A 20,622-nucleotide genomic window follows, 5' to 3' on the forward strand; every position below is an offset into this window, starting at 1 on the left:
CACCACACACGGCGGCGGTTTCAAGCGGTCTATGCAACAAGGGGTGGTTGGGACAGTAGTTCGTTGAGTGCTTCGGCGGGTGTTTTCCAGTTCAGTGTTTGGCGGGGGCGGCCGTTGAGTTCGGCTGCGACGTAGTCGAGGTAGTGCGTGCTGTAGATCCTGAGGTCGGTGCCTTTCGGAAAGTATTGGCGTAACAGGCCGTTGGTGTTCTCGTTGGTTCCGCGTTGCCAGGGCGAGTGCGGATCGCAGAAGTAGATGTCGAGTTCTGCGGCTTTGGCGATCGCTTTGTGGTTGGCCATTTCGATGCCCTGATCCCAGGTCAGTGAGCGCCGCAGGTGCGCGGGCAACTGAGTGATCTTGTCGATGATGGCCTCCTGAACGGCCAGCGCACCGTGATCAGCCGGCAGGTGCAGCAGCATCACGAACCGGGTCTGCCGCTCCACCAGGGTGCCGATCGCCGAGGCCGAGGCCGTGCTGCCCAGGATCAGATCACCCTCCCAATGCCCAGGCACGGCACGGTCAGCGACGGTCGGCGGTCGGTCGGCGATGTTGATCATGTCCGGGATCCGGGTACGCCGGGTGCCCTGCTGATGCTGCGGTCGGCGCACCGCACGTCCGCTGCGCAGACACTGATGCAACTCGCGGCGCAACGCGCCCCTGCCCTGCACGTAAATCGCCTGATAGATCGCCTCAGGGGACACCCACATCTCCGGCTCGTCGGGGAAATCACGGCGCAGCCGCTCCGAGATCTGCCGGGGACTGTGCCGCTGTTCCAGCCGAGTCTGCACCTGCTCACGCAGCCTGTCACTGCCGGCCAGCTTGCGGTCCTTGGGCCGGCTGGCCCGCCGCGCCGCCGCGTCGTGGGCGGCCACCGCGTCGTAGCGCACGGTGGCGCTGTTGCCACTCTGACGGGCCCCGAAGGCCTCCTTGCGCCGATACCCCGACCCGCGGCCGTCATTGTGGTGGCGAGCATTGACATCGAGCTCGTGCTTGATCGTCGAGGCGTGCCGACCCAGGCGTCGGCCGATCGAACGCATCGACTCGTTGCGGCCCACACCGACCTGGATCTGGATACGTTCCTCGAGAGTCAGCCGGGGCCGGGGCCCATCGCTCTTGGGTTTGCCCACATACGGTTTCACCCCACCAGCGTCACGGAACCAGCGCCGCCCGGTATGACCCGACACACCGGCAGCCACCCCAGCTTCAGCGGGCGTCAACCCCGAGCGAACCAACTCCCAGAACTGCCTACGCTTCACACTCGACAGAACTCCAGCCACCGACAACACTCCTCAAACAGAAGGGGTGTTGCAAAGATCCCTGGAAATCGCAGGCGCGTCACCGTACAAACACGGGCGCTCGTGGGGATGGTGGGATTACTCGGGGGCGAGCAGCTGGTCTGCGTCGAAGCAGCTGTGGTCGCCGGTGTGACATGCCCCACCCACTTGATCGACCTCCAGGAGCACCGCGTCGCCGTCACAATCCAGCCGGACCGAATGCACGCGCTGGGTGTGCCCCGACGTCAGGCCCTTGACCCACTGTTCGTTGCGGGAGCGCGAAAAATAGGTTGCCTCACGGGTTTCCAACGTTCGGGCCAGGGCGTCTTCGTCCATCCACGCCACCATCAACACGTCACCGCTGCCGCGCTCCTGCACGACGGCGGTGAACAGGCCGTCGGCATTGTGCTTGAGTCGAGCCGCGATCGCCGGATCCAGACTCCGTTCGTTCATCGGACCGTGATCCCTTGCGCGCGCATCGCCGCCTTCACCTCACCAATGCTCAGCTCACGGAAATGGAACACGCTCGCGGCCAGCACCGCATCGGCCCCGGCCAGGACCGCCGGGGCGAAGTGTTCGACCGCGCCCGCACCGCCGCTGGCGATCACCGGGACGGTCACCGCGGCGCGCACGGCCCGCAACATCGGCAGGTCGAACCCGGCCTTGGTGCCGTCAGCGTCCATCGAGTTCAACAGGATTTCACCCACCCCGAGTTCGGCTCCGCGCCTTGCCCATTCGACGGCGTCGATGCCGGTCCCACGGCGACCGCCGTGAGTGGTTACCTCCCAGCCCGATTCGGTGGGGGCCGATCCGGCGGGCACGGTACGGGCGTCGACCGACAGCACGATGCACTGCGAGCCGAACTGCCGCGCCATCTCCGCCAGCAGGTCTGGTCGGGCGATGGCGGCCGTGTTCACCGACACCTTGTCCGCCCCGGCGCGCAACAGAACGTCGACGTCCTCGACGGCGCGCACTCCCCCGCCGACAGTCAGGGGGATGAACACCTGCTCGGCGGTGCGCCGCACCACCTCGAGCATCGTGGCCCGGCCCGACGAGGACGCGGTGACGTCCAGGAATGTCAGTTCGTCGGCCCCCTCGGCGTCATAGGCCGCGGCCAACTCGACCGGATCCCCGGCATCGCGCAGGTTCTCGAAGTTGACGCCCTTGACCACTCGGCCGGCATCGACGTCCAGGCACGGAATCACCCGGGTGGCGACATCGCTGGTGGTCATCGGTAATCCTCCGGTACGCCTGCAGATTCCACGATCTCGAGCATCTGTGCGTGCACTCCGGGCGCGCCCGCCAGGGCCGAACTCGACGCCGGCGTCCACTGCTCGCCGGTCAGGTCGGTGACCACCCCGCCGGCCGCGCGGATCAGAGCCACCCCGGCGGCATGATCCCAGACATGGTGGCCGAAACTGATTGCACCGCCCAATATTCCGGCAGCCACATAGGCCAGGTCGATGCCGGTGGCGCCGTGCATGCGCACCCGCGAGCACCGCCGGCTGAGCTTCTCGAGCACCGTGGCGCGATAACGGCCGGGGAACACTCCCCGGGACTCCACGTTGAACGTGCCGATGCCGACGATGGACTGGGCCAGCGCGGATTCGGACAGCGGTGCGAGCAGTTTCCCGTTATTGCGGACCGGGCCACCGGGCAACGACGTGAACCGCTGCCCGACGAACGGCACCCAGGTCAGTCCGAGCACCGGCGTGCCGTTCCACAGCAGGGCGAGCAACGTGGCCGCCATCGGTGAGCCTGCCGCATAGTTGAAGGTGCCATCGATGGGATCGAGCACCCAGACCAGTTCGGACTCGACCGGCTCGCCACCGAATTCCTCCCCGTGTACGCCGATGCCGGTGCGTTCGGTCAGCTCGGCGACCACGCGCCGTTCGATGGCCAGATCGATCTCGGTGGCGAAGTCGTTGCCCTTCTTGGTCACCGCCGAGTCGGCCCGGTGCCCGGCGATGAACTGTCCCGAGACACCATCGAGGATCTGGGCAGCGGTCTGCAGCCAGGTGGCCAGCTGCTCAGGAGACGGTGTCATCGGCGCTACTTGCTGACCGCCGCGAGCGCCTCGGGCAAGGTGAATCGATTGGCGTACAGCGCTTTTCCGACGATGGCACCCTCCACGCCGCGCTCGGCCAGGGTGGCGATCGCGCTCAGATCGTCCAGGCTGGACACTCCGCCCGAAGCGATCACCGGGGCGCTGGTGCGGTCGGCCACCGCGCCCAGCAGATCCAGGTTCGGACCCGCCAGCGTGCCGTCCTTGCTGACGTCGGTGACCACGTAGCGCGAACACCCTTCGCGATCAAGGCGTTCCAGCACATCCCACAGATCGCCGCCGTCGGTCTCCCAGCCGCGGCCGCGCAGCCGGTACTGCCCGTTCTCGAGCTGGGCATCCAGCCCGACGGCCACCTTGTCGCCGTACTCGGCGATGGCGGCGGCGCACCACTGTGGATTCTCCAGTGCGGCGGTGCCGATGTTGACCCGCGCGCAACCGGTGGCCAGCGCGGCCTCCAGCGATTCGTCGTCACGGATTCCACCGGACAGCTCGACGGCCACATCCAGCTGACCGACCACCTCGGCGAGCAGTTCACGGTTGGTGCCGCGTCCGAAGGCCGCGTCCAGGTCCACCAGGTGGATCCACTCGGCGCCGTCGCGCTGCCAGGTCTGCGCGGCCTCCAGTGCCGATCCGTAGTCGGTCTCGCTGCCGGCCTTGCCCTGCACCAGGCGGACCGCCTTGCCGTCGACCACGTCCACGGCCGGCAACAGGATCAGTTTGTTCGTCAACGTCAAAGTCCCTCAACCCAATTCGCGAGCAGCGCCGCACCGGCGTCGCCACTCTTCTCCGGATGAAACTGTGTGGCCGCCAGGACGCCGTCCTCGACGGCGGCCAGGAACGGCACGTGATGCGTCGCCCAGGTCAGCAACGCATCGGGATTGCCCTCCCACGCCTGGGCGGCGTAGGAATGCACGAAATAGAACCGGGTGTCGGCGTCCAACCCCTTGAACAGCGCACTGCCGGGAGCCGCCTGCACGACGTTCCAGCCCATGTGCGGGATCACGGGCGCGTCGAGGCGGGTGACCGCGCCGGGCCACTGACCGCACCCGACGGATGCGACCCCGAATTCCACGCCGCGGGCGAACAGGATCTGCATGCCGACGCATACACCGAGCACCGGACGGCCGGCGGCCACCCGTTCGGCGATGATCTTCTCCCCGCCGATGCCACGCAGCCCCGTCATGCAGGCTTCGAAGGCACCGACGCCGGGGACCACCAGACCGTCGGCATTCGCAGCAGCATCGGCGTCGGCAGTGACCTCGACATCGGCACCGACGCGTTCCAGTGCCCGCTGCGCCGAGCGCAGGTTCCCCGACCCGTAGTCCAGGACAACAACTTTCACAGGCTGCCTTTGGTGGAGGGCACCCCGGAGACCCGCGGGTCGGGCTCGACGGCCTGCCGCAGCGCGCGGGCGACCGCCTTGTACTGCGCCTCGGTGATGTGGTGCGGGTCGCGGCCGTACAGCGTGCGCACATGCAGGGCGATGCGGGCGTTGAACGCCAGCGACTCGAACACGTGCCGGTTGATCACTGTGTGATATGGCGTGGAGCCGGGCCTAGCCGAACCCGCGATGGTGAAGTCCACCATGTAGTCGGGCTCACCGGTGTGCACGAAGTACGGCCGGCCGGAGACGTCGACGGCGGCGTGCGCCAGCGTCTCGTCCATCGGGATGTAGGCATCGCCGAACCGGCGGATCCCCATCTTGTCTCCGAGCGCCTGGCCCAGTGCCTGGCCCAGCACGATCGCGGTGTCCTCGATGGTGTGGTGACCCTCGATCTCGATGTCGCCCTTGGCCTTCACGGTCAGGTCGAAGCTGGCGTGGCTACCCAGGGAGGTGAGCATGTGATCGAAGAACGGCACGCCGGTGTCGATGTCGGTCCGGCCGGCGCCGTCGAGGTCGATCTCCACGACGATGTCGGACTCCTTGGTCCTACGTTCGACCTTGGCGACCCGGTTGCTCATGATGCTCCTACCGTCGAGGCCAGCTGGGCGCTGGCGGCCAGAAATGCGTCGTTCTCGGCGGCCAGCCCGATGGTGGTCCGCAGGTACCGGGGGATGCCGACGTCGCGGATCAGCACCCCGGCGTCCAGATATCGCTCCCAGGTGGCCGCGGCGTCCTCGAACTCGCCGAACAGGACGAAATTCGCGTCGCTGTGAATGACCCGGAAACCCATGTCGGACAACGACTTCGATACCCGATCACGTTCGGCCGCCAGCGTTGCGACACTGGCGAGCGTGTCGTCCGCGTGGCGCAGCGCCGCCCGTGCCGCCGCCTGCGTCAGCATCGACAGGTGATACGGCAGTCGCACCAGCAGCAGGGCATCGATCACAGCGGGCGCAGCGATCAGATACCCCAACCGGCCGCCGGCGAACGCGAAGGCCTTGCTCATGGTCCGGCTCACGATCAGCCTGGCCGGATACTCGTCGATCAGGGCGACCGCGCTGGGCTGCGACGAGAATTCGCCGTACGCCTCGTCGACGATCAGGATGCCGCCGGTCATCGCGGCCAGGATCCGCCGCAGATCATCGAGTGGGACGCTCTGCCCGGTCGGATTGTTCGGGCTGGTGACGAAGACGATGTCGGGTCGCTGCTCGGCGATCGCAGCGACCGCGACATCGACGTCCAGCCCGAAATCAGAAGCCCGGGCGGCCTGCAACCATCGGGTCTGGGTGCCGTCGGAGATGATCGGATGCATCGAGTACGACGGCACGAAGCCGATGGCCGAGCGCCCCGGACCGCCGAAGGCCTGCAGAAGTTGTTGCAGGATCTCGTTGGAACCGTTTGCCGCCCAGAGGTTCTCGACGCCGAGCTGCACACCGGTTGCCCTCGTCATATAGGCCGCCAGATCCGTACGCAGCGCAACGGCGTCGCGATCGGGATAGCGGTGCAGTTCGGCGGACACCTGCCGCACGGATTCCACGACGTCGTCGACCAGGGCGCGGGTCGGCGGATGCGGGTTCTCGTTGGTGTTCAGCCGCACCGGCACATCGAGTTGTGGTGCCCCGTAGGGGGATTTGCCCCGAAGGTCCTCGCGCAGCGGAAGATCGGCCAGCGTGATCCGATCGGCGCTCACCGTTCGAACCTCCGGCGGACAGCCTCACCGTGCGCGGGCAGGTTCTCGGCCTTGGCGAGCACGATCACGTCGCCGGCCACGTCCTTGAGCGCCGCCTCGTCGTAGTCGACGATGTGGATTCCCTTGAGGAACGTCTGCACCGACAGTCCGCTCGAGTGGCGCGCACAGCCCGCGGTCGGCAACACGTGATTGGAGCCCGCGCAGTAGTCGCCGAGGCTCACCGGCGAATACGCACCGACGAAAATCGCTCCGGCCGAACGGATCTGCAATGCAACGGCGGCGGCGTCGTCGGTCTGGATCTCGAGGTGCTCGGCCGCGTACGCGTTGACCACCCGGACGCCCTGCTCGACGTCATCGACCAGGACCGTGGCCGACTGCTTGCCGGACAGCGCGGCGGTGACGCGCGCGCGGTGCGTGGTGGTCTGCAATTGATCGGCGACCTCGATATCAACGGCGTCCGCCAGTGCGGTGCTGTCGGTGACCAGGACGCTGGCGGCCATCTCGTCGTGCTCCGCCTGGCTGATCAGGTCGGCGGCCACGTGCGCCGGATCGGCGGTGTGGTCGGCCAGGATGGCGATCTCGGTGGGCCCGGCCTCGGCGTCGATCCCGATGAGCGAGCGGCAGATGCGCTTGGCGGCGGTGACGTAGATGTTGCCGGGGCCGGTGATCATGTCGACGGGCGCCAGCTCGGCACCGTCGGTATCGGTGCCGCCGTAGGTCAGCAGCGCCACCGCCTGCGCCCCGCCGACGGCCCACACCTCGTCGACGCCGAGCAGCGCCGCTGCGGCCAAGATGGTCGGGTGCGGCAACCCCCCGAAATCGGCCTGCGGCGGGCTGGCGATCACCAGCGAATCCACCTCCGCGGTCTGGGCCGGCACCACGTTCATCACCACGCTGGACGGATAGACGGCGTTGCCGCCCGGCACATAGAGGCCGACCCGTTCGACGGGCACCCAACGCTCGGTCACGGTGGCGCCGGGAGCCAGTTGGGTGACGGTGTCGGTGCGGCGCTGATCGGCATGCACGGTCCGGGTGCGGGTGATCGCGACCTCGAGGGCGGCCCGCACCGCCGGATCCAGCTCGGCCAGGGCGCCGGCCAGTGCAGCCGCGGGAACGCGGACAGATCCGGGGCGCACGCCGTCGAAGGACTCACCGAATTCCAGGGCCGCCACCGCACCGCGTTCGGCGACGGCCTCGACGATCGGCCGGACCTTGGGCAGTACGGCGTCGACGTCCACGCCCCCTCGCGGCAGCGCGGCACGCAGCTGCGCCGCCGTCAGCACACGGCCACGCAGATCGATCCGGGTCATCTCGAAACCAGCCATCTCGGTAATTGTCCCTGATCGGTCCAGCCGATAAAAATCGTTTGAGCTGCACGGCTCGACGTTGCGACACTGCTCCAATGGAACTGGGGTTGTGGTTGGCGTTCATGGGTGCCTCGTTCGCCATCAGCCTGTCGCCCGGAGCGGGCGCAATCTTCTCGATGGCCAACGGTCTCAACCTGGGTCTGCGTCGCAGCTACTGGGGCATCGCGGGCCTACAGGTCGGGCTGATGACACAGCTGGCCCTGGTCGCCGTCGGCCTCGGTGCCATCCTCGCGGGCTCGGCACTGGCGTTCACCATCGTCAAGTGGCTCGGCGTCCTCTATCTGATCTACCTGGCCATCGCGCAGTGGCGCAGCGCCGGCCTGGACCTGACCGCAGACCTGGACAGTCGCGATGCCGGTCGCGTTGCACTGCTGGTACGTGGCGCACTGGTCAACCTGACCAATCCGAAAGGTCTGGTGTTCCTGCTGGCGGTGCTGCCGCAGTTCGTGGTCCCGACCGCGCCACTGCCACCGCAGTACCTGGCGATCGGCGCCACCATGACTGTCGTCGACGTGATCGTGATGAGCGGCTATGCGGGGCTGGCCGCCAGACTGCTGCGCTGGTTGCGCACCCCGCGTCAGCAGACCGCGCTGGGCCGGACGTTCTCCGGACTGTTCGCGACCGCCGCGGTGGTGCTGTCGTTGGTGCGCCGGATGACCCCGGCGTAACTGCGTGCCGGCAATCACGTTGCTGGGCAACTTCATCGAGGATGCGCGCCGGTCGGGGGTTCCGCCGCGCAGGCATCGAAACTAGAGTGGCATTCAGCTGTTGGATACGGGGGTATCGACATGACAACTGCAGCAATTCCGCCTGTTCCGTTGCGCTGTCCGGATCGGCTCTACATCGACGGCGACTGGGTGGCCCCGGCCGGTGATTCGATGTTCGACGTGATCGATTCGCATTCCGAACAGCTCTACTTCCGGGTGGCCGAGGCGCAGCCGGCCGATATGGACCTGGCGGTCGGGGCCGCGCGGCGCGCATTCGATCACGGCCCGTGGCCGCGACTGCCCCACGCCGAACGTGCCGAATTCCTGCGGGCGATCGCCGACCGGTTGGAGGCCCGCGCGGAAGCGTACGGGCAGATGTGGCCACGCGAATCCGGAGTTGTCCTCGGCACTGCGCAGATGCTCGGGCCGTTGGACGCCGCGACCGTGCGGTACTACGCAGATCTGGCCGATACCTTCCCCTTCGAGGAGGCGGTGACGCCCACTCCGAGCGCGTTCGGCGCCGCCTTCGGCCTTCGGGTCCGCGAACCCGTGGGCGTGGCCGGTCTCATCGTGCCCTGGAACGCGCCGTCGACCCTGCTGGTCAGCAAGCTCGCACCCGCGCTGCTGGCCGGCTGCACGGTGGTCGCCAAGATGTCGCCGGAAGCTCCGAGCGCCGGCTACCTGATGGCGGAGATCGCCGACGAGGTCGGGCTCCCGCCCGGTGTGTTCAACATGCTGACGGGCGATCGCGAGGTATCGGAACTGCTGGTCCGCGATCCACGCGTGGACAAGATCAGTTTCACCGGATCGACCGCGGCAGGACGGCGCATTGCCGGCATCTGTGGCGAGCGCATCGCCCGCTGCACATTGGAGCTGGGCGGCAAGTCAGCGGCGGTCGTCCTCGACGACGCCGATCTCGGATTCGCGGCCACCATGATCGCGGCGGCCGAATGCTTCCTCAGCGGTCAGGTGTGCGCATCCCTGACCCGCATCGTGGTGCCGCGCAGCCGCCACGACGAGTTCACCGACGCGCTCGCGGCCACCTTCTCCGCGATGCCGGTGGGTGACCCGTTCGACCCCGGCACCGCGCTCGGGCCGCTGGCGATGGCCCGTCAGGTCGACCGGGTGCAGGGCTACATCGCCAAGGGCATCGAGGAGGGCGCGACGCTGCGGACCGGCGGCGGGCGACCCAAGCACCTCGATCGCGGCTACTACGTCGAACCGACGGTGTTCGCCGACGTCGACAACAAGCACATCATCGCCCAGGAGGAGATCTTCGGGCCCGTGCTGTCGGTGATCCCGGCCGATAACGAGGAGCACGCCATCGACATCGCCAACGACACCATCTACGGCCTCAACGCCGCCGTGTTCACCCCGGATGTCGCGCACGCCCGGGAGGTCGCCGGCCGGCTGCGCTCGGGGACGGTGGGACACAACGGTTTCAAGGTCGACTACGCGATCGGGTTCGGCGGGTACAAACAATCCGGCATCGGGCGCGAGGGCGGTACCGAAGGCCTGCTGCCCTATCTGGAACACAAGACCGTCCTGCTCGACGGGCTGCCGCCGGGCTACTGACGCTGCGCCCGACTCACATATCCAGGCCGATGTCGAGCACCCGGACCGAATGGGTCAGCGCCCCGACGGCCAGATAGTCGACACCGGTGTTGGCATAGGCGGCCGCGTTCTCGAGTTCCAGGCCGCCCGAGGATTCGAGTTTGACCCGCGGAGCGCGGGTGTCACGGCGCTGGACCGCGATCTGGGTTTCCCAGACCGCGAAGTTGTCGAGCAGGATCAGGCCCGGCTCCCCGAGATCCTCGGCGAGCACCTGGTCGAGCTGCTCGAGCGAATCGACCTCCACCTCGCACGGCAGGTCCGGTGCCGCGGCCCGCACGGCGCGTAGCGCGGCCAGTACCGACCCGGCCGCCGCCACATGGTTGTCCTTGATCAGAGCGGCATCGCCCAGACCCATCCGGTGGTTGAGTCCGCCGCCGACGCGGACCGCGTATTTCTGCAGGGCCCGCAGGCCGGGCAGGGTCTTGCGGGTATCGCGGATGCGGGCCCGGGTGCCGTCCACGGCATCGGCCCACCGGGCGGTGGCCGTCGCGATACCCGACAGGTGGCACACCAGGTTGAGCATGGTGCGCTCAGCAGTCAGCAGCCCGCGGGTATCGGCCTCCAGCGTGAGCAGCGCGTCGCCACGCCGCAGCCGGTCGCCGTCGTCGGCGCGGCCCAGCACCCGGTAGCCGTCGGCGCCGAGCACCTCGTCGAGAGTCAGGAGCGCGATGTCGATCCCGGCCGCCACCCCGTCGGCGCGGCTGACCAGTGCCGCAGTGGTGACGGCATCGGCCGGCACCGTCGCGATGGTGGTGATGTCGGGGCCGTAGCGCAGGTCCTCGTCGAGACCCTTCCGGACCGTGGAGCGGGCCTCCACGAGTTCGTCGTGTGTCAACCGCATCAGCACAGCACCGCCGGGACGTCGGTGACAACGCGATCCTCGACGCTGCGCACGACGGTGCTGCGGGCCTGGGCCGGATCGGTGTCGGGAAAGTCCGAACGATGGTGGCAGCCGCGGCTTTCCGTGCGGATGGTCGCCGCAGCGACCAGCGCGCCGGCTGTTGCGGTCAGCGCGACATCTTCGAACGCGCGTCGGGTGCTGGGCTCGGTCATGGTTGTGGCAGTGAGTGTTTCACTGAGTTTGGCCAGACCGGACGCGTCCCGCATCACCGAAGCATGTTCGGACATCGCGGTCTGCAACGTCTTTCGGTCGAGTACCGGGAAGGTGCGACGCTCGGGCAGTACGGCGCGAACGGCACCGCTGTCGGCGGCGTGGGTGGCGGCCAGTCGGCCGGACCGTTGCCCCACGACCAGGCCTTCCAGCAGGCTGTTGGACGCCAGCCGGTTCGCGCCGTGCATGCCGGTCCGTGCGACCTCCCCCGCGGCGAACAGGCCGGGAAGCTCGGTCCGGCCGTGGACGTCGGTGCGGACGCCGCCGCAGCTGTAGTGCGCGCCGGGAACCACCGGAATGGGCTGGCGGGTCGGGTCGATGCCGGCGGCCCGGCACACCGCGGTCACGGTCGGGAATCGAACTTCGAACCCGGCGATGCCGCGGGCGTCGAGATACACGCAGTTGTCCCCCGTCTGCTGCAGACGGGTGTCGACCGCCGCCGCCACCACGTCGCGGGGCGCCAGGTCGCCCATCGGATGTACACCATCGGTCACTGAAACACCTTGGGAATCAACCAGTTTGGCGCCCTCGCCGCGAACGGCTTCGGTGATCAGCGGGCGCCTCCCACCACCGGTACCGGCATACAGCATCGTCGGATGGAACTGGACGAACTCGATGTCGCTGACGGCCAGGCCGGCCCACAGCGCCAGGGCGATGCCGTCACCGGTCGAGCCCTCTGGGTTGGTGGTCGCGCGGTACAGGTGGCCCAGTCCGCCAGTGGCCAGGATCACCGATGGGGCGTGCAGGACACCCGGCCCCTCGGGGCTGTGCACAAACACCCCGGTGACCCGTCCCTCATCGTGGAGCACCTGCGTGGCGACGTGCCCGCGCCTGATGTCCAGCAGCGCCGCCGCCCGGTCCAGCGCCCGTTGCACCTCGGCGCCCGTGGCGTCGCCGCCGGCGTGGACGATCCGGCGCCGGGAGTGGCCGCCCTCGCGGGTCAACGCCCAGTGGCCCGGGGCGGACTCGTCGAATCGGGCTCCGTCGGAAACCAGGTCGGCCACCGCGGCGTAGCCGTCGGCGACGATCGAGCGAACGGCCTCGGGGTCGCAGAGCCCACCGCCGGCCGCCAGGGTGTCACGGACATGCGCGTCGACCGAGTCGTCGGTTTCGGGCAGGACGACGGCGATGCCGCCCTGCGCATAGAACGTGGCCGTAGCACCCTCGGCCTCCGACGCCTTGGACAGCAACACCACCCTGCTGCCGCTGCGATGCGCGGCCAGCGCTGCCGCCAGACCCGCGACGCCCGTACCGATCACGACGACGTCGGCGCGCTGCTGCCAGACACCCGAACCCCCGCAGCCGGGCCCGGTGCTCATTCGCTCACTCCTCCGCCGGGCTCGTGCCTCGCCCGGCATCGTCGATTCGCGGTGCTCATTCGCCGCCGCCGGGTTGTCCGATCTCGATCATCCGCTGCACGCTGGCGCGGGCCAGGTCGGCGGTGGCGCGGTCGACGTGCACCTCGTCGGCCCCCTCGATCAGACAGCGCAGCAGGGCGGCCGGGGTGATCATCTTCATGTACCGGCACGACGCCCGGTCGTTGACCGCCTGGAAGTCGATTCCTGGTGCCGCGCGGCGCAATTGGTGCAACATGCCGACCTCGGTGGCCACCAGCACCTGCTTGGCGTGTGACTCCCGGGCCGCGTCCAGCATGCCGCCGGTGGACAGGATCTTGACCCGCTCCTCGGGGAAGGCGCCTTCGCCGGCCAGGTACAGAGCCGACGTGGCGCAACCGCATTCGGGGTGGACGAACAGCTCGGCGTCGGGATGTGTGCGGGCCTGCTCGGCCAGCTCGTCACCATTGATGCCGGCGTGCACGTGGCATTCGCCGGCCCAGATGTGCAGGTTCTTGCGGCCGGTCATCCGGCGCACGTGGGCGCCCAGGAACTGGTCCGGGCAGAACAGCACCTCACGGTCGGCGGGGATGGACGCGACCACCTCGACGGCATTCGAGGAGGTGCAGCAGATGTCGGTGAGTGCTTTGACAGCAGCGGTGGTGTTGACGTAGGAGACGACGACAGCGCCCGGGTGGTCATCCTTCCAGGCGCGCAGTTCGTCGGCGGTGATCGAATCCGCCAGGGAACACCCGGCCCGCTGGTCCGGGATCAGTACGGTCTTGTCCGGCGAGAGGATCTTGGCGGTCTCGGCCATGAAGTGCACGCCGCAGAACACGATGGTGTCCTCGGGCGCCTCGGCAGCGATGCGGGACAGTGCCAGTGAGTCACCGACGTGATCGGCGACGTCCTGGATGGCCGGCAGCTGGTAATTGTGCGCCAGCAGCGTCGCGCCGCGCAGGGTGGCCAGCCGGCGGACCTCGGCGGCCCATTCCTCGTCCCCGATGATCCCGGTGTAGCCGGCGGAGCTGTCGATGATGTGCGTTGCCAGCGGACTGTGGGTTTCCAGTCGGTCCAGAACTGTCATGTCCGGTCCTTTCCGGGCTGAGGTTTTCGACTTATGATCGAAAACATGGTCAATCCTAGCACCGCACACGAAGTGCTGGCCGTCCTATTCCAGGTGCGTCACCTGACGACCCCGAAGCCGCAGCTCAGCGTGCTGCTGTGGGAGCGTGCGATGGATCCCCAGCAAGGCGCCTGGGCACTTCCCGGCGGCCGGCTCCGGCACGACGAGGACATCGCCAGTTCAGTCCGGCGCCAACTCGCCGAGAAGGTGGACCTCCGTGAGATTGCCCACCTCGAGCAGCTGGCGGTGTTCTCCGACCCACATCGGGTGCCCGGTGACCGCACCATCGCCACCACGTTCCTGGGCCTGGTGCCCTCTCCCGCCAAACCCGAGCTGCCGCCCGACACCCGCTGGCACCCCGTGGACGCGCTGCCGCCGATGGCCTTCGACCACTCCCCGATGGTGGCCCACGCGCACGCCCGTCTCGTGGCCAAACTGTCCTACACGAACCTCGGTTTCGCCCTGGCGCCAAAAGAATTCGCACTCTCGACACTGCGGGACATCTATAGCGCGGCGCTGGACCACCAGGTGGATGCCACCAACCTGCAGCGAGTGCTCGCCCGTCGCGGCGTGATCACCCGCACGGGCACCACCGCACAATCCGGTCGCAGCGGCGGCCGCCCGGCGGCTCTGTACCGATTCACCGATTCACTCCTGCGTGTCACTGACGAGTTCGCGGCCCTGCGTCCGCCAAGCTGACCGGATTGGTCTTTTAAGGGATTGGTAAGACACAATCGGTCGCAACGGCGCCGAAGGGAGTCGCACATGGAAGCCGGTAACGCCGCGCGGCTGGTCGAGCCGCAGTGGATCGGCCGGGTGCCTCATGAGCCGCTGGAGCCTGGGACCAAGCCCCTGGTTCCCGATCGTGACCCGTTCTACCTGGCCCCAGCGGGCTACGAGCACGCCGAACCGGGCACCGTGCTGCGCTCCCGGGACGTCGAGCTGGGCTTCCTCGGACTGATCCGCCAGCGCGCGAAGGCCATTCAGCTGCTCTACCGCACCACCAACATGCATGGTGCTCCGGAAGCCGCGGTCACCACCGTGATCGTGCCGGCCGAGCGCTCCCCGCATCACCCGCGCCCCGTCATCTCCTACCAGTGCGCCATCGACGCGGTCACTGCGCGGTGCTTCCCGTCCTATGCGATGCGCAAGGGTGCCCATGCGCTGGGGTCATTCGCCCAGCTGGAATACCTGCTGGTGGCCGCCGCGCTCGCCGAGGGCTGGGCGGTGTCGGTTCCCGACCACGAGGGCACCCACGGCCTGTGGGGCGCCCCGCACGAGCCCGGATACCGGGCCCTCGACGGCCTGCGGGCGGCGCTCGGGTACGACCGGGTCGGCCTGTCGCCGGAGGCACCGATCGGGCTCTGGGGATACTCCGGCGGCGGCCTGGCCACGGCGTGGACGGCCGAGGAGCACGGCACCTACGCTCCCGAGCTGAATATCGTGGGCGCCGTCCTGGGGTCGCCCATCGCCGACCTGGGCTCCACGTTCCGGCGGCTCAACGGCAGCATCTACGCCGGCCTGCCGGGCGCGGTCGTCGCCGCGCTGACCCACATCTACCCGCAGCTGGATCGCCTCCTGCAGGAGCACACGACCGACCAGGGCAAGAACATGCTCGCCAGCATCCAGCGGATGACCACCCTGCATGCGATCGCGCGATTCGCCGGAACCGACATGGGCAACATGATCGATCGTCCGCTGACCGAACTGCTGGACCTCCCGCAGGTCGAAGAGATCCTCGCCGAGATCAAGTTGGGCTCGTCGGTCCCGACGCCGCCCGTCCTGATCGTGCAGGCGGTGCACGACCAGATCGGCTCGGTGGCCGATATCGACGCACTGGCCGAGGCCTACGTCGCGGGCGGGGCGAATGTGACCTACCACCGCGACCGCTTCTGTGACCACATCCTGTTGCATCCGCTGTCGGCGCCGATGGCGTTGCGCTGGCTGATCGACCGCTTCGAGGGCCGCCCCCTCGACGAACACATCGTCCGCACCACCTGGCCCACCCTGCTCAACCCGATGACCTACCTGGGCATGTGGCGGCTCGGAAAGGTCGCGGCCCGCGTGCTCACCAGTCGAGGGATTGGCCGGAACCCCTTGTGATCGGCACCGGATCGGACTGCGTCACCGGCGGGTAGGCCCCGAGGTCGTCGCGCGCGGTCGCGATGGCCAGCAGCGCGTACACCAGCGCCGCGGTCATGGCCGGGATCAGCAGTCCGGTCGCCATCTGGATCGCGTTGTGGCCGAAGAACACCGACGGCGCCTCGGTGAAGTAGTGGAATCGGTTGTCCGGCGTCACCGGCGCAGCATCGATGTCGAGTTTCCCGTAGTGCCAGCGCGCCAGGGCCGTGCCGACGCCGGCGGCAGCCAGGGCACCGAGCGTGCAGCCGACGGTCAGCGCGACCGCCATGACGGGCCCCCGATGGGCGCGCCACTGCCAGACGGCCACCGCGGCCACGACGGCCAGCACGGTGAGCATGCCGAGCAGCATCGTGGCCGCCACGAAGAAATTGTCGGCCTCGTTGCCGAGATAGGCGTGCACCCGCTCACCGCTCTTGCTGAGCGCTACCACTCCGTGGGCCGGTGGGGCGACCAGCACCCAGAGCGCCCCGACGACGGCACCCGCGCCGGTCAGCCCGAGGACCACCCGGACCGCCGCCGAACCGCGGCTCGTACGAGGTTGGGCGACAACCGAATTCATCGCCGATCCTCGAGGTCGGTCGAGTCCACCAAGCCGTGTCGCGAGCACTTGGCCCACCAGCCGTCGGGCCGGACCTGAACGATCATCCGGCGGCCGCAGGCCGCACAGAACCGGGGCGGCTCCAGCCCGAGCTGGGCGGCCGTCGGCAGCACCGCACCGACCGCCAGATCCACTGCGACACCGGTGTAGACGTTGTAGGTGCCCGCCCCGACCGGCAGAGGTAGCTCGGTCACCATCACAAGCTGGCGTTGAGGGCCTTGATCGGCATCTGCAGGTCGTCGAGCAACTCGAGATCCGCCTCCGCCGGCCGGCCCAGCGTGGTCAGGTAGTTGCCTACGATCACGGCGTTGATGCCACCCAGGATGCCCTGCTTGGCCCCGAGATCTCCCAGGGTGATCTCACGCCCGCCGGCGAAGCGCAGCATGGTGCGCGGCAACGCGAGCCGGAACGCGGCGACGGCCTTGAGCGCCTCGGACGCGGGCAGTACCTCGAGCTCGCCGAACGGGGTTCCCGGGCGCGGATTGAGGAAGTTCAGCGGCACCTCATGCGGATCGAGCTCGGCCAGGTTGGCGGCGAATTCGGCGCGCTGTTCGAGGGTCTCCCCCATTCCGAGGATGCCGCCGCAGCACACCTCCATGCCGGCTTCGCGCACCATTTCCAGTGTGCCCCAACGCTCTTCCCAGGAGTGCGTGGTCACCACGTTGGGGAAGTAGGACTGCGCGGTCTCGAGGTTGTGGTTGTAGCGGTGCACGCCCATGGCCTTGAGTCGGTCGACCTGCTCCTGGTTGAGCATGCCGAGCGAGCACGCGATCTGGATGTCGACCTCGTTACGGATGGCCTCGATACCGGCTGCGACCTGGGCCAGCAGGCGCTCATCGGGGCCGCGGACCGCGGCCACGATGCAGAACTCGGTGGCGCCGGACTTCGCGGTCTGCTTGGCCGCCTCCACCAGACTCGGGATGTCCAGCCACGCGCTGCGCACCGGCGACGCGAAAAGGCCTGACTGCGAACAGAAATGGCAGTCCTCGGGGCAGCCGCCGGTCTTGAGGCTGATGATGCCCTCCACCTCGACCTCGGGACCACACCACTTCATCCGGACCTCGTGCGCCAACGCCAGCAGGTCCTCGAGGCTGTCGTCGGGAAGCTGCAGGACCTGCAGCACCTGATCGCGGTCCAGACCCTCCCCACGGTCCAGCACCTGCTCGCGGGCCAGGCCCAGAATGTCGACGGCGGCCTGCGTCATCGGGAAAACTCCTCCTCGGTGCGGACTTGAACAGCGTTCAGGTTATGGTAGCGGCGTGCAGCTGCACAAACCCGACCTGGTGGCCAAAGCGCTCGCGATCCTCGACGACTACGGGGTCGCCGACCTCACCATGCGCCGGTTGGCCCGGGAGCTGGCGGTCAGCCCCGGGGCGCTGTACTGGCATTTCGCCAACAAGCAGGAGCTGCTCGGCGCGGTGGCCGACGAGATGCTCGCTCCGCTGGCGACGCTGGACGCCGACGCCGCCTGGCGCTCCCGTATCGTCGCCACCTGCGCCACTCTGCGCGATGCGCTGCTGTCGCACACCGACGGCGCCGAGCTGGTCTCGGCCAGTTTCGCGGCCGGGCGCTCCGAGATGATGGGCCGCGTGGTCGAGGGTCTGGCACGTGCCGCCGCCGAGGCGGGGCTGGATCGCGGGGACCAGGCCGGACTGGCCGCCCGCACCGTCATCTATTACGTCCTGGGCTTCACCGCGGACGAACAGTCCCGCCTGCAGTGGGACGCCGCGGGTGCCGAGCTGGCCGACGGGCAGTCGGTGCTGACCGACGATTCGGGTGCCCGGTTCGCCTTCGGGCTGCAGCTGTTGATCGACGGGATCGGCGCGCATCGGCTCAGCCGGAAGCCGGCGGCTGCAGGCATACCGCCTGCTTGACGTCCCCGTGCCAGTGCCGCAGGCCGGCGAATGATCCGGCGACGTCGCGACCGCCGATCACCGCCAACGCCGCCCCGATGTCCGCCGGCGCGAGCCGCCGGCACAGTGTGACGTGCGGCGTCCACTGATCGGGCCGGCTGTTCGGCATGAGCCCGGGCTGCGCGTGCGGCAGGCACTCGGCGACGACGGCCCGATGCAGCGTCAGCAGTGCGGCGGTGGGCACGATGAGGCGGACGAGGGTCGGCGTCCGGGAGCCGAACAGCATCGGCGCCCCGACCCCGCAGTCCAGCGGCAGACCCGCGAGGGACCGCAGGCCCGCATCGGCGTCGGGGTCGATACGTTCGGCGACTGCCAGGGTGACGTGGGGCCGGTTGGTCGGTGACGGGTTCTGGGCCGCACTCGGCAGACCGGCGGCGGCCAGGGCATCCCACTGTCGGCGGATCTCCGCTTCGGTATCCGCGTCGAACAACAGCTCGATCGAATGCACCACGTCAACGCACCAGGTCGCCGACCCAGCCCGGGTCGAACGCGTCCCGGGCCAGCTCGGCGAAGTTCGCGGGGTCCAGGGCACCGGCGCCGGCGGGCAGCACCGCGCGGACCGGGGCGAGTTCGGCCAGCGCACCACGGTTGGATCTCTCTGCGGGTCCCGGATCCGCGGGCCAGCTCCCGATGACCAGCCCGGCGCATGAAAGACCTTTGGCGGCAAGGGCTTCCAGGGTGAGAGCGGTGTGGTTGAGAGTGCCCAGCCCGGGTGCGGTGACCACCAGCACCGGGGCGCCGAGTTCAACGGCGAGGTCGCGCAGCGTCACCCCGTCGGCACCGAGCTCGACCAGCAGGCCCCCGGCGCCCTCCACCAGGGTGAGCTGGCCCGGCCCGTCGGCGCCGCGGATGCCGGCGAGCAACTCCCCCGCCGTGCACAGTGGCATCCCGGCCTGGCGCGCCGCGGCGACCGGACCCAGAGGTTGCGGGTAGCGCGCCCCGCCGACCAGTGCCGTGACCCCGGTCAGCCGGCCGATCTCGGCCAGGTCGTCATCGCCGTCCGCGGTTCCGGTCTGGGCCGGCTTGCACACCGCGACCCGCAGTCCGGACAGCCGGGCATGGCAGGCCAGGGCCGCCGTGCTGACGGTCTTACCGACCCCGGTGTCGGTCCCGGTGACGAACAGGGCGCTCACGGGCGCGCCGTGCCCAGCACTTCCGTGAGAACCCGGCGCGCCAGGACCATCTCGTCGCCGGTCAGGGAGGCGCGGGCGGTCAACCGCAACCGCGACGTTCCGGCCGGCACCGTCGGCGGGCGGAAACAACCCACCCGCAGGCCGCGTTCGGCGCAGGCCTGCGCCGCGGCCAGGGCCGGCTCGGGTCCGCCCAGAATGACGGAGACCACGGCCGATGCCGGCTTCTCGGCGACATCACACACATCGGCCAACTGCTCGGCGTGCCGGCGAACGGCGGCTGCCCGCTCGGGTTCGGCGCGCAACACCCGCAGCGCCGCGGCGGCCGCACCGACGGCAGCCGGCGCCAGCCCGGTGTCGAAGATGAACGTGCGGGCGGTGTCGATCAGGTGGTCGCGCACCGCGGCCGTACCCAGGACCGCACCGCCCTGGCTGCCCAGCGATTTCGACAGCGTGGTGGTCATCACGATGTCGGGCGCGTCGGCCAGACCCGTCTCGGCGAGCAGTCCGCGGCCACCGGCCCCGCGCACTCCGAGCCCGTGGGCCTCGTCGACCAGCAGCACCGCACCGTGGCGGCGGCAGACGTCGTGCAGTTCGGGCAGCGGCGCCAGTGCCCCGTCGGTGGAGAAGACGGACTCGGTCACCACCAGGGCGCGGTCTTCCGTACGTGCGGCCAGGGCCGCCTCGATCGCGTCGACGTCGTTGTGCGGGGTGACCGCCACCCGCGCCCGGGACAGCCGACAGGCGTCGACCAGGGACGCGTGCGAAAAGGCGTCGGACACGATCAGCGAACCGGGTCCCGACAGTGCAACCACTGCCCCGATGTTCGCGGCGTAACCCGAGGAGAACACCAGAGCGCTTGGCGCGCCGACGAATTCGGCGAGCTCGTCCTCGAACTGCTCGTGCAGATCGGTGTCGCCGGTGACCAGTCGCGAACCCGTCGAACCGGCGCCCCAGGTCCGCAACGCCGCCACGCCGCCCTCGATGACATCGGGGTGCCCGCTGAGGCCGAGGTAGTCGTTGGACGCCAGATCGACGACCGCGTCGGCGGCCGACCGCGGACGCAGCGACCGGCGCAGGCCGGCGGCGCGGCGGTCCGACTCGTTGCGGTCCAGCCAGGACAGCGGCTGGGTCACACTGCGGGTCACCGACATCTCACCATCGCCT

23 protein-coding genes are annotated in these 20,622 nt (G+C 69.1%); 5 read left to right on the forward strand and 18 right to left on the reverse strand.

Annotated features, from left to right (window positions below; translation table 11 throughout):
- Window positions 1–29: 29 nt before the first annotated feature.
- The 9 genes from U0R18_RS03745 to hisD all read right to left on the reverse strand — a co-directional run bounded on the left by U0R18_RS03745 (window position 30) and on the right by hisD (window position 7,738).
- Window positions 30–1,277 carry an IS30 family transposase gene (locus U0R18_RS03745; RefSeq protein WP_526366064.1) on the reverse strand — a complete coding sequence of 416 codons (1,248 nt, stop codon included), beginning with the start codon at window positions 1,275–1,277 and terminating at the stop codon, window positions 30–32.
- Window positions 1,278–1,373: 96 nt separating this feature from the next.
- Complete coding sequence (hisI, locus tag U0R18_RS03750; protein WP_526366066.1) at window positions 1,374–1,727, reverse strand: phosphoribosyl-AMP cyclohydrolase; 354 nt, start codon at window positions 1,725–1,727, stop codon at window positions 1,374–1,376.
- The gene (hisF, locus tag U0R18_RS03755) at window positions 1,724–2,506 is read right to left on the reverse strand and encodes an imidazole glycerol phosphate synthase subunit HisF (protein ID WP_526366068.1); all 783 of its coding nucleotides are present in this window, start codon (window positions 2,504–2,506) and stop codon (window positions 1,724–1,726) included. The genes hisI and hisF overlap by 4 nt, the downstream gene beginning before the upstream one ends.
- Complete coding sequence (locus tag U0R18_RS03760) at window positions 2,503–3,321, reverse strand: inositol monophosphatase family protein (RefSeq protein ID WP_526366070.1); 819 nt, start codon at window positions 3,319–3,321, stop codon at window positions 2,503–2,505. The genes hisF and U0R18_RS03760 overlap by 4 nt, the downstream gene beginning before the upstream one ends.
- Before the next feature lie 5 nt (window positions 3,322–3,326).
- Entirely contained in the window at window positions 3,327–4,055 is a 729-nt protein-coding gene (gene priA / locus U0R18_RS03765; RefSeq protein WP_526367398.1) for a bifunctional 1-(5-phosphoribosyl)-5-((5-phosphoribosylamino)methylideneamino)imidazole-4-carboxamide isomerase/phosphoribosylanthranilate isomerase PriA, read from the reverse strand.
- 14 nt (window positions 4,056–4,069) lie between these two features.
- A complete protein-coding gene (gene hisH, locus U0R18_RS03770) occupies window positions 4,070–4,681 on the reverse strand; it encodes an imidazole glycerol phosphate synthase subunit HisH (RefSeq protein ID WP_526366072.1) in 612 nt (203 codons plus the stop codon).
- Entirely contained in the window at window positions 4,678–5,301 is a 624-nt protein-coding gene (hisB, locus tag U0R18_RS03775; protein ID WP_526366074.1) for an imidazoleglycerol-phosphate dehydratase HisB, read from the reverse strand. The genes hisH and hisB overlap by 4 nt, the downstream gene beginning before the upstream one ends.
- Entirely contained in the window at window positions 5,298–6,413 is a 1,116-nt protein-coding gene (locus tag U0R18_RS03780; RefSeq protein WP_526366076.1) for a histidinol-phosphate transaminase, read from the reverse strand. The genes hisB and U0R18_RS03780 overlap by 4 nt, the downstream gene beginning before the upstream one ends.
- The gene (gene hisD, locus U0R18_RS03785; protein WP_526366078.1) at window positions 6,410–7,738 is read right to left on the reverse strand and encodes a histidinol dehydrogenase; all 1,329 of its coding nucleotides are present in this window, start codon (window positions 7,736–7,738) and stop codon (window positions 6,410–6,412) included. The genes U0R18_RS03780 and hisD overlap by 4 nt, the downstream gene beginning before the upstream one ends.
- Before the next feature lie 77 nt (window positions 7,739–7,815).
- Here hisD and U0R18_RS03790 point away from each other — a divergent pair, with 77 nt between their 5' ends.
- Both U0R18_RS03790 and U0R18_RS03795 read left to right on the forward strand, forming a co-directional pair.
- Window positions 7,816–8,448: a LysE family translocator gene (locus U0R18_RS03790; RefSeq protein WP_526366080.1), complete on the forward strand. Its 633-nt coding sequence runs from the start codon at window positions 7,816–7,818 to the stop codon at window positions 8,446–8,448.
- A 120-nt stretch (window positions 8,449–8,568) separates the two neighbouring features.
- Window positions 8,569–10,062, forward strand: a complete 1,494-nt coding sequence (locus U0R18_RS03795; protein ID WP_526366082.1) for an aldehyde dehydrogenase — start codon at window positions 8,569–8,571, stop codon at window positions 10,060–10,062.
- A 13-nt stretch (window positions 10,063–10,075) separates the two neighbouring features.
- On the opposite strand, the gene nadC is transcribed toward U0R18_RS03795, so the two are convergent.
- The 3 genes from nadC to nadA are packed head-to-tail and all read right to left on the reverse strand — an operon-like array spanning window position 10,076 to window position 13,633.
- On the reverse strand, window positions 10,076–10,942 hold the full coding sequence (gene nadC / locus U0R18_RS03800; protein ID WP_526366084.1) for a carboxylating nicotinate-nucleotide diphosphorylase: 867 nt from the start codon (window positions 10,940–10,942) through the stop codon (window positions 10,076–10,078).
- On the reverse strand, window positions 10,942–12,531 hold the full coding sequence (locus U0R18_RS03805) for an L-aspartate oxidase (RefSeq protein ID WP_526366086.1): 1,590 nt from the start codon (window positions 12,529–12,531) through the stop codon (window positions 10,942–10,944). Before U0R18_RS03805 ends, nadC begins: the two co-directional genes overlap by 1 nt.
- Before the next feature lie 55 nt (window positions 12,532–12,586).
- Entirely contained in the window at window positions 12,587–13,633 is a 1,047-nt protein-coding gene (gene nadA / locus U0R18_RS03810) for a quinolinate synthase NadA (protein WP_526366088.1), read from the reverse strand.
- A gap of 45 nt (window positions 13,634–13,678) precedes the next feature.
- Here nadA and U0R18_RS03815 point away from each other — a divergent pair, with 45 nt between their 5' ends.
- The gene (locus U0R18_RS03815) at window positions 13,679–14,371 is read left to right on the forward strand and encodes an NUDIX domain-containing protein (protein WP_526366090.1); all 693 of its coding nucleotides are present in this window, start codon (window positions 13,679–13,681) and stop codon (window positions 14,369–14,371) included.
- Between the two features lie 66 nt (window positions 14,372–14,437).
- Entirely contained in the window at window positions 14,438–15,775 is a 1,338-nt protein-coding gene (locus U0R18_RS03820) for a lipase family protein (RefSeq protein WP_526366092.1), read from the forward strand.
- Here U0R18_RS03820 and U0R18_RS03825 read toward each other — a convergent pair.
- From U0R18_RS03825 to bioB, 3 genes are read right to left on the reverse strand one after another with little or no spacing between them, the layout of a single operon-like run.
- Entirely contained in the window at window positions 15,741–16,373 is a 633-nt protein-coding gene (locus U0R18_RS03825; protein WP_526366094.1) for a DUF2567 domain-containing protein, read from the reverse strand. The two genes, U0R18_RS03820 and U0R18_RS03825, sit on opposite strands and share 35 nt — an antisense overlap.
- Window positions 16,370–16,609 (reverse strand): biotin synthase auxiliary protein BsaP, encoded by a 240-nt coding sequence (gene bsaP, locus U0R18_RS03830; protein WP_526366096.1) that lies wholly within the window; start codon window positions 16,607–16,609, stop codon window positions 16,370–16,372. Before bsaP ends, U0R18_RS03825 begins: the two co-directional genes overlap by 4 nt.
- Window positions 16,609–17,616 (reverse strand): biotin synthase BioB, encoded by a 1,008-nt coding sequence (gene bioB, locus U0R18_RS03835; RefSeq protein WP_526366098.1) that lies wholly within the window; start codon window positions 17,614–17,616, stop codon window positions 16,609–16,611. Before bioB ends, bsaP begins: the two co-directional genes overlap by 1 nt.
- A 55-nt stretch (window positions 17,617–17,671) precedes the next feature.
- On the opposite strand from bioB, the gene U0R18_RS03840 reads away from it, so the two are divergent.
- Complete coding sequence (locus U0R18_RS03840) at window positions 17,672–18,286, forward strand: TetR/AcrR family transcriptional regulator (RefSeq protein ID WP_526366100.1); 615 nt, start codon at window positions 17,672–17,674, stop codon at window positions 18,284–18,286.
- Here the strand turns inward: U0R18_RS03840 and U0R18_RS03845 are convergent.
- Genes U0R18_RS03845 through bioF form a run of 3 tightly spaced genes read right to left on the reverse strand, consistent with a single transcriptional unit; the run spans window position 18,246 to window position 20,609 of the window.
- Window positions 18,246–18,776 (reverse strand): 2'-5' RNA ligase family protein, encoded by a 531-nt coding sequence (locus U0R18_RS03845; protein WP_526366102.1) that lies wholly within the window; start codon window positions 18,774–18,776, stop codon window positions 18,246–18,248. The genes U0R18_RS03840 and U0R18_RS03845 overlap by 41 nt on opposite strands.
- A gap of 1 nt (window position 18,777) precedes the next feature.
- The gene (gene bioD / locus U0R18_RS03850; RefSeq protein ID WP_526366104.1) at window positions 18,778–19,458 is read right to left on the reverse strand and encodes a dethiobiotin synthase; all 681 of its coding nucleotides are present in this window, start codon (window positions 19,456–19,458) and stop codon (window positions 18,778–18,780) included.
- On the reverse strand, window positions 19,455–20,609 hold the full coding sequence (bioF, locus tag U0R18_RS03855; protein WP_526366106.1) for an 8-amino-7-oxononanoate synthase: 1,155 nt from the start codon (window positions 20,607–20,609) through the stop codon (window positions 19,455–19,457). The genes bioD and bioF overlap by 4 nt, the downstream gene beginning before the upstream one ends.
- Window positions 20,610–20,622 lie beyond the last annotated feature (13 nt).

Origin of the sequence: Mycobacterium sp., assembly GCF_046330795.1 — a bacterium.
Classification (GTDB): Bacteria; Actinomycetota; Actinomycetes; order Mycobacteriales; family Mycobacteriaceae; genus Mycobacterium.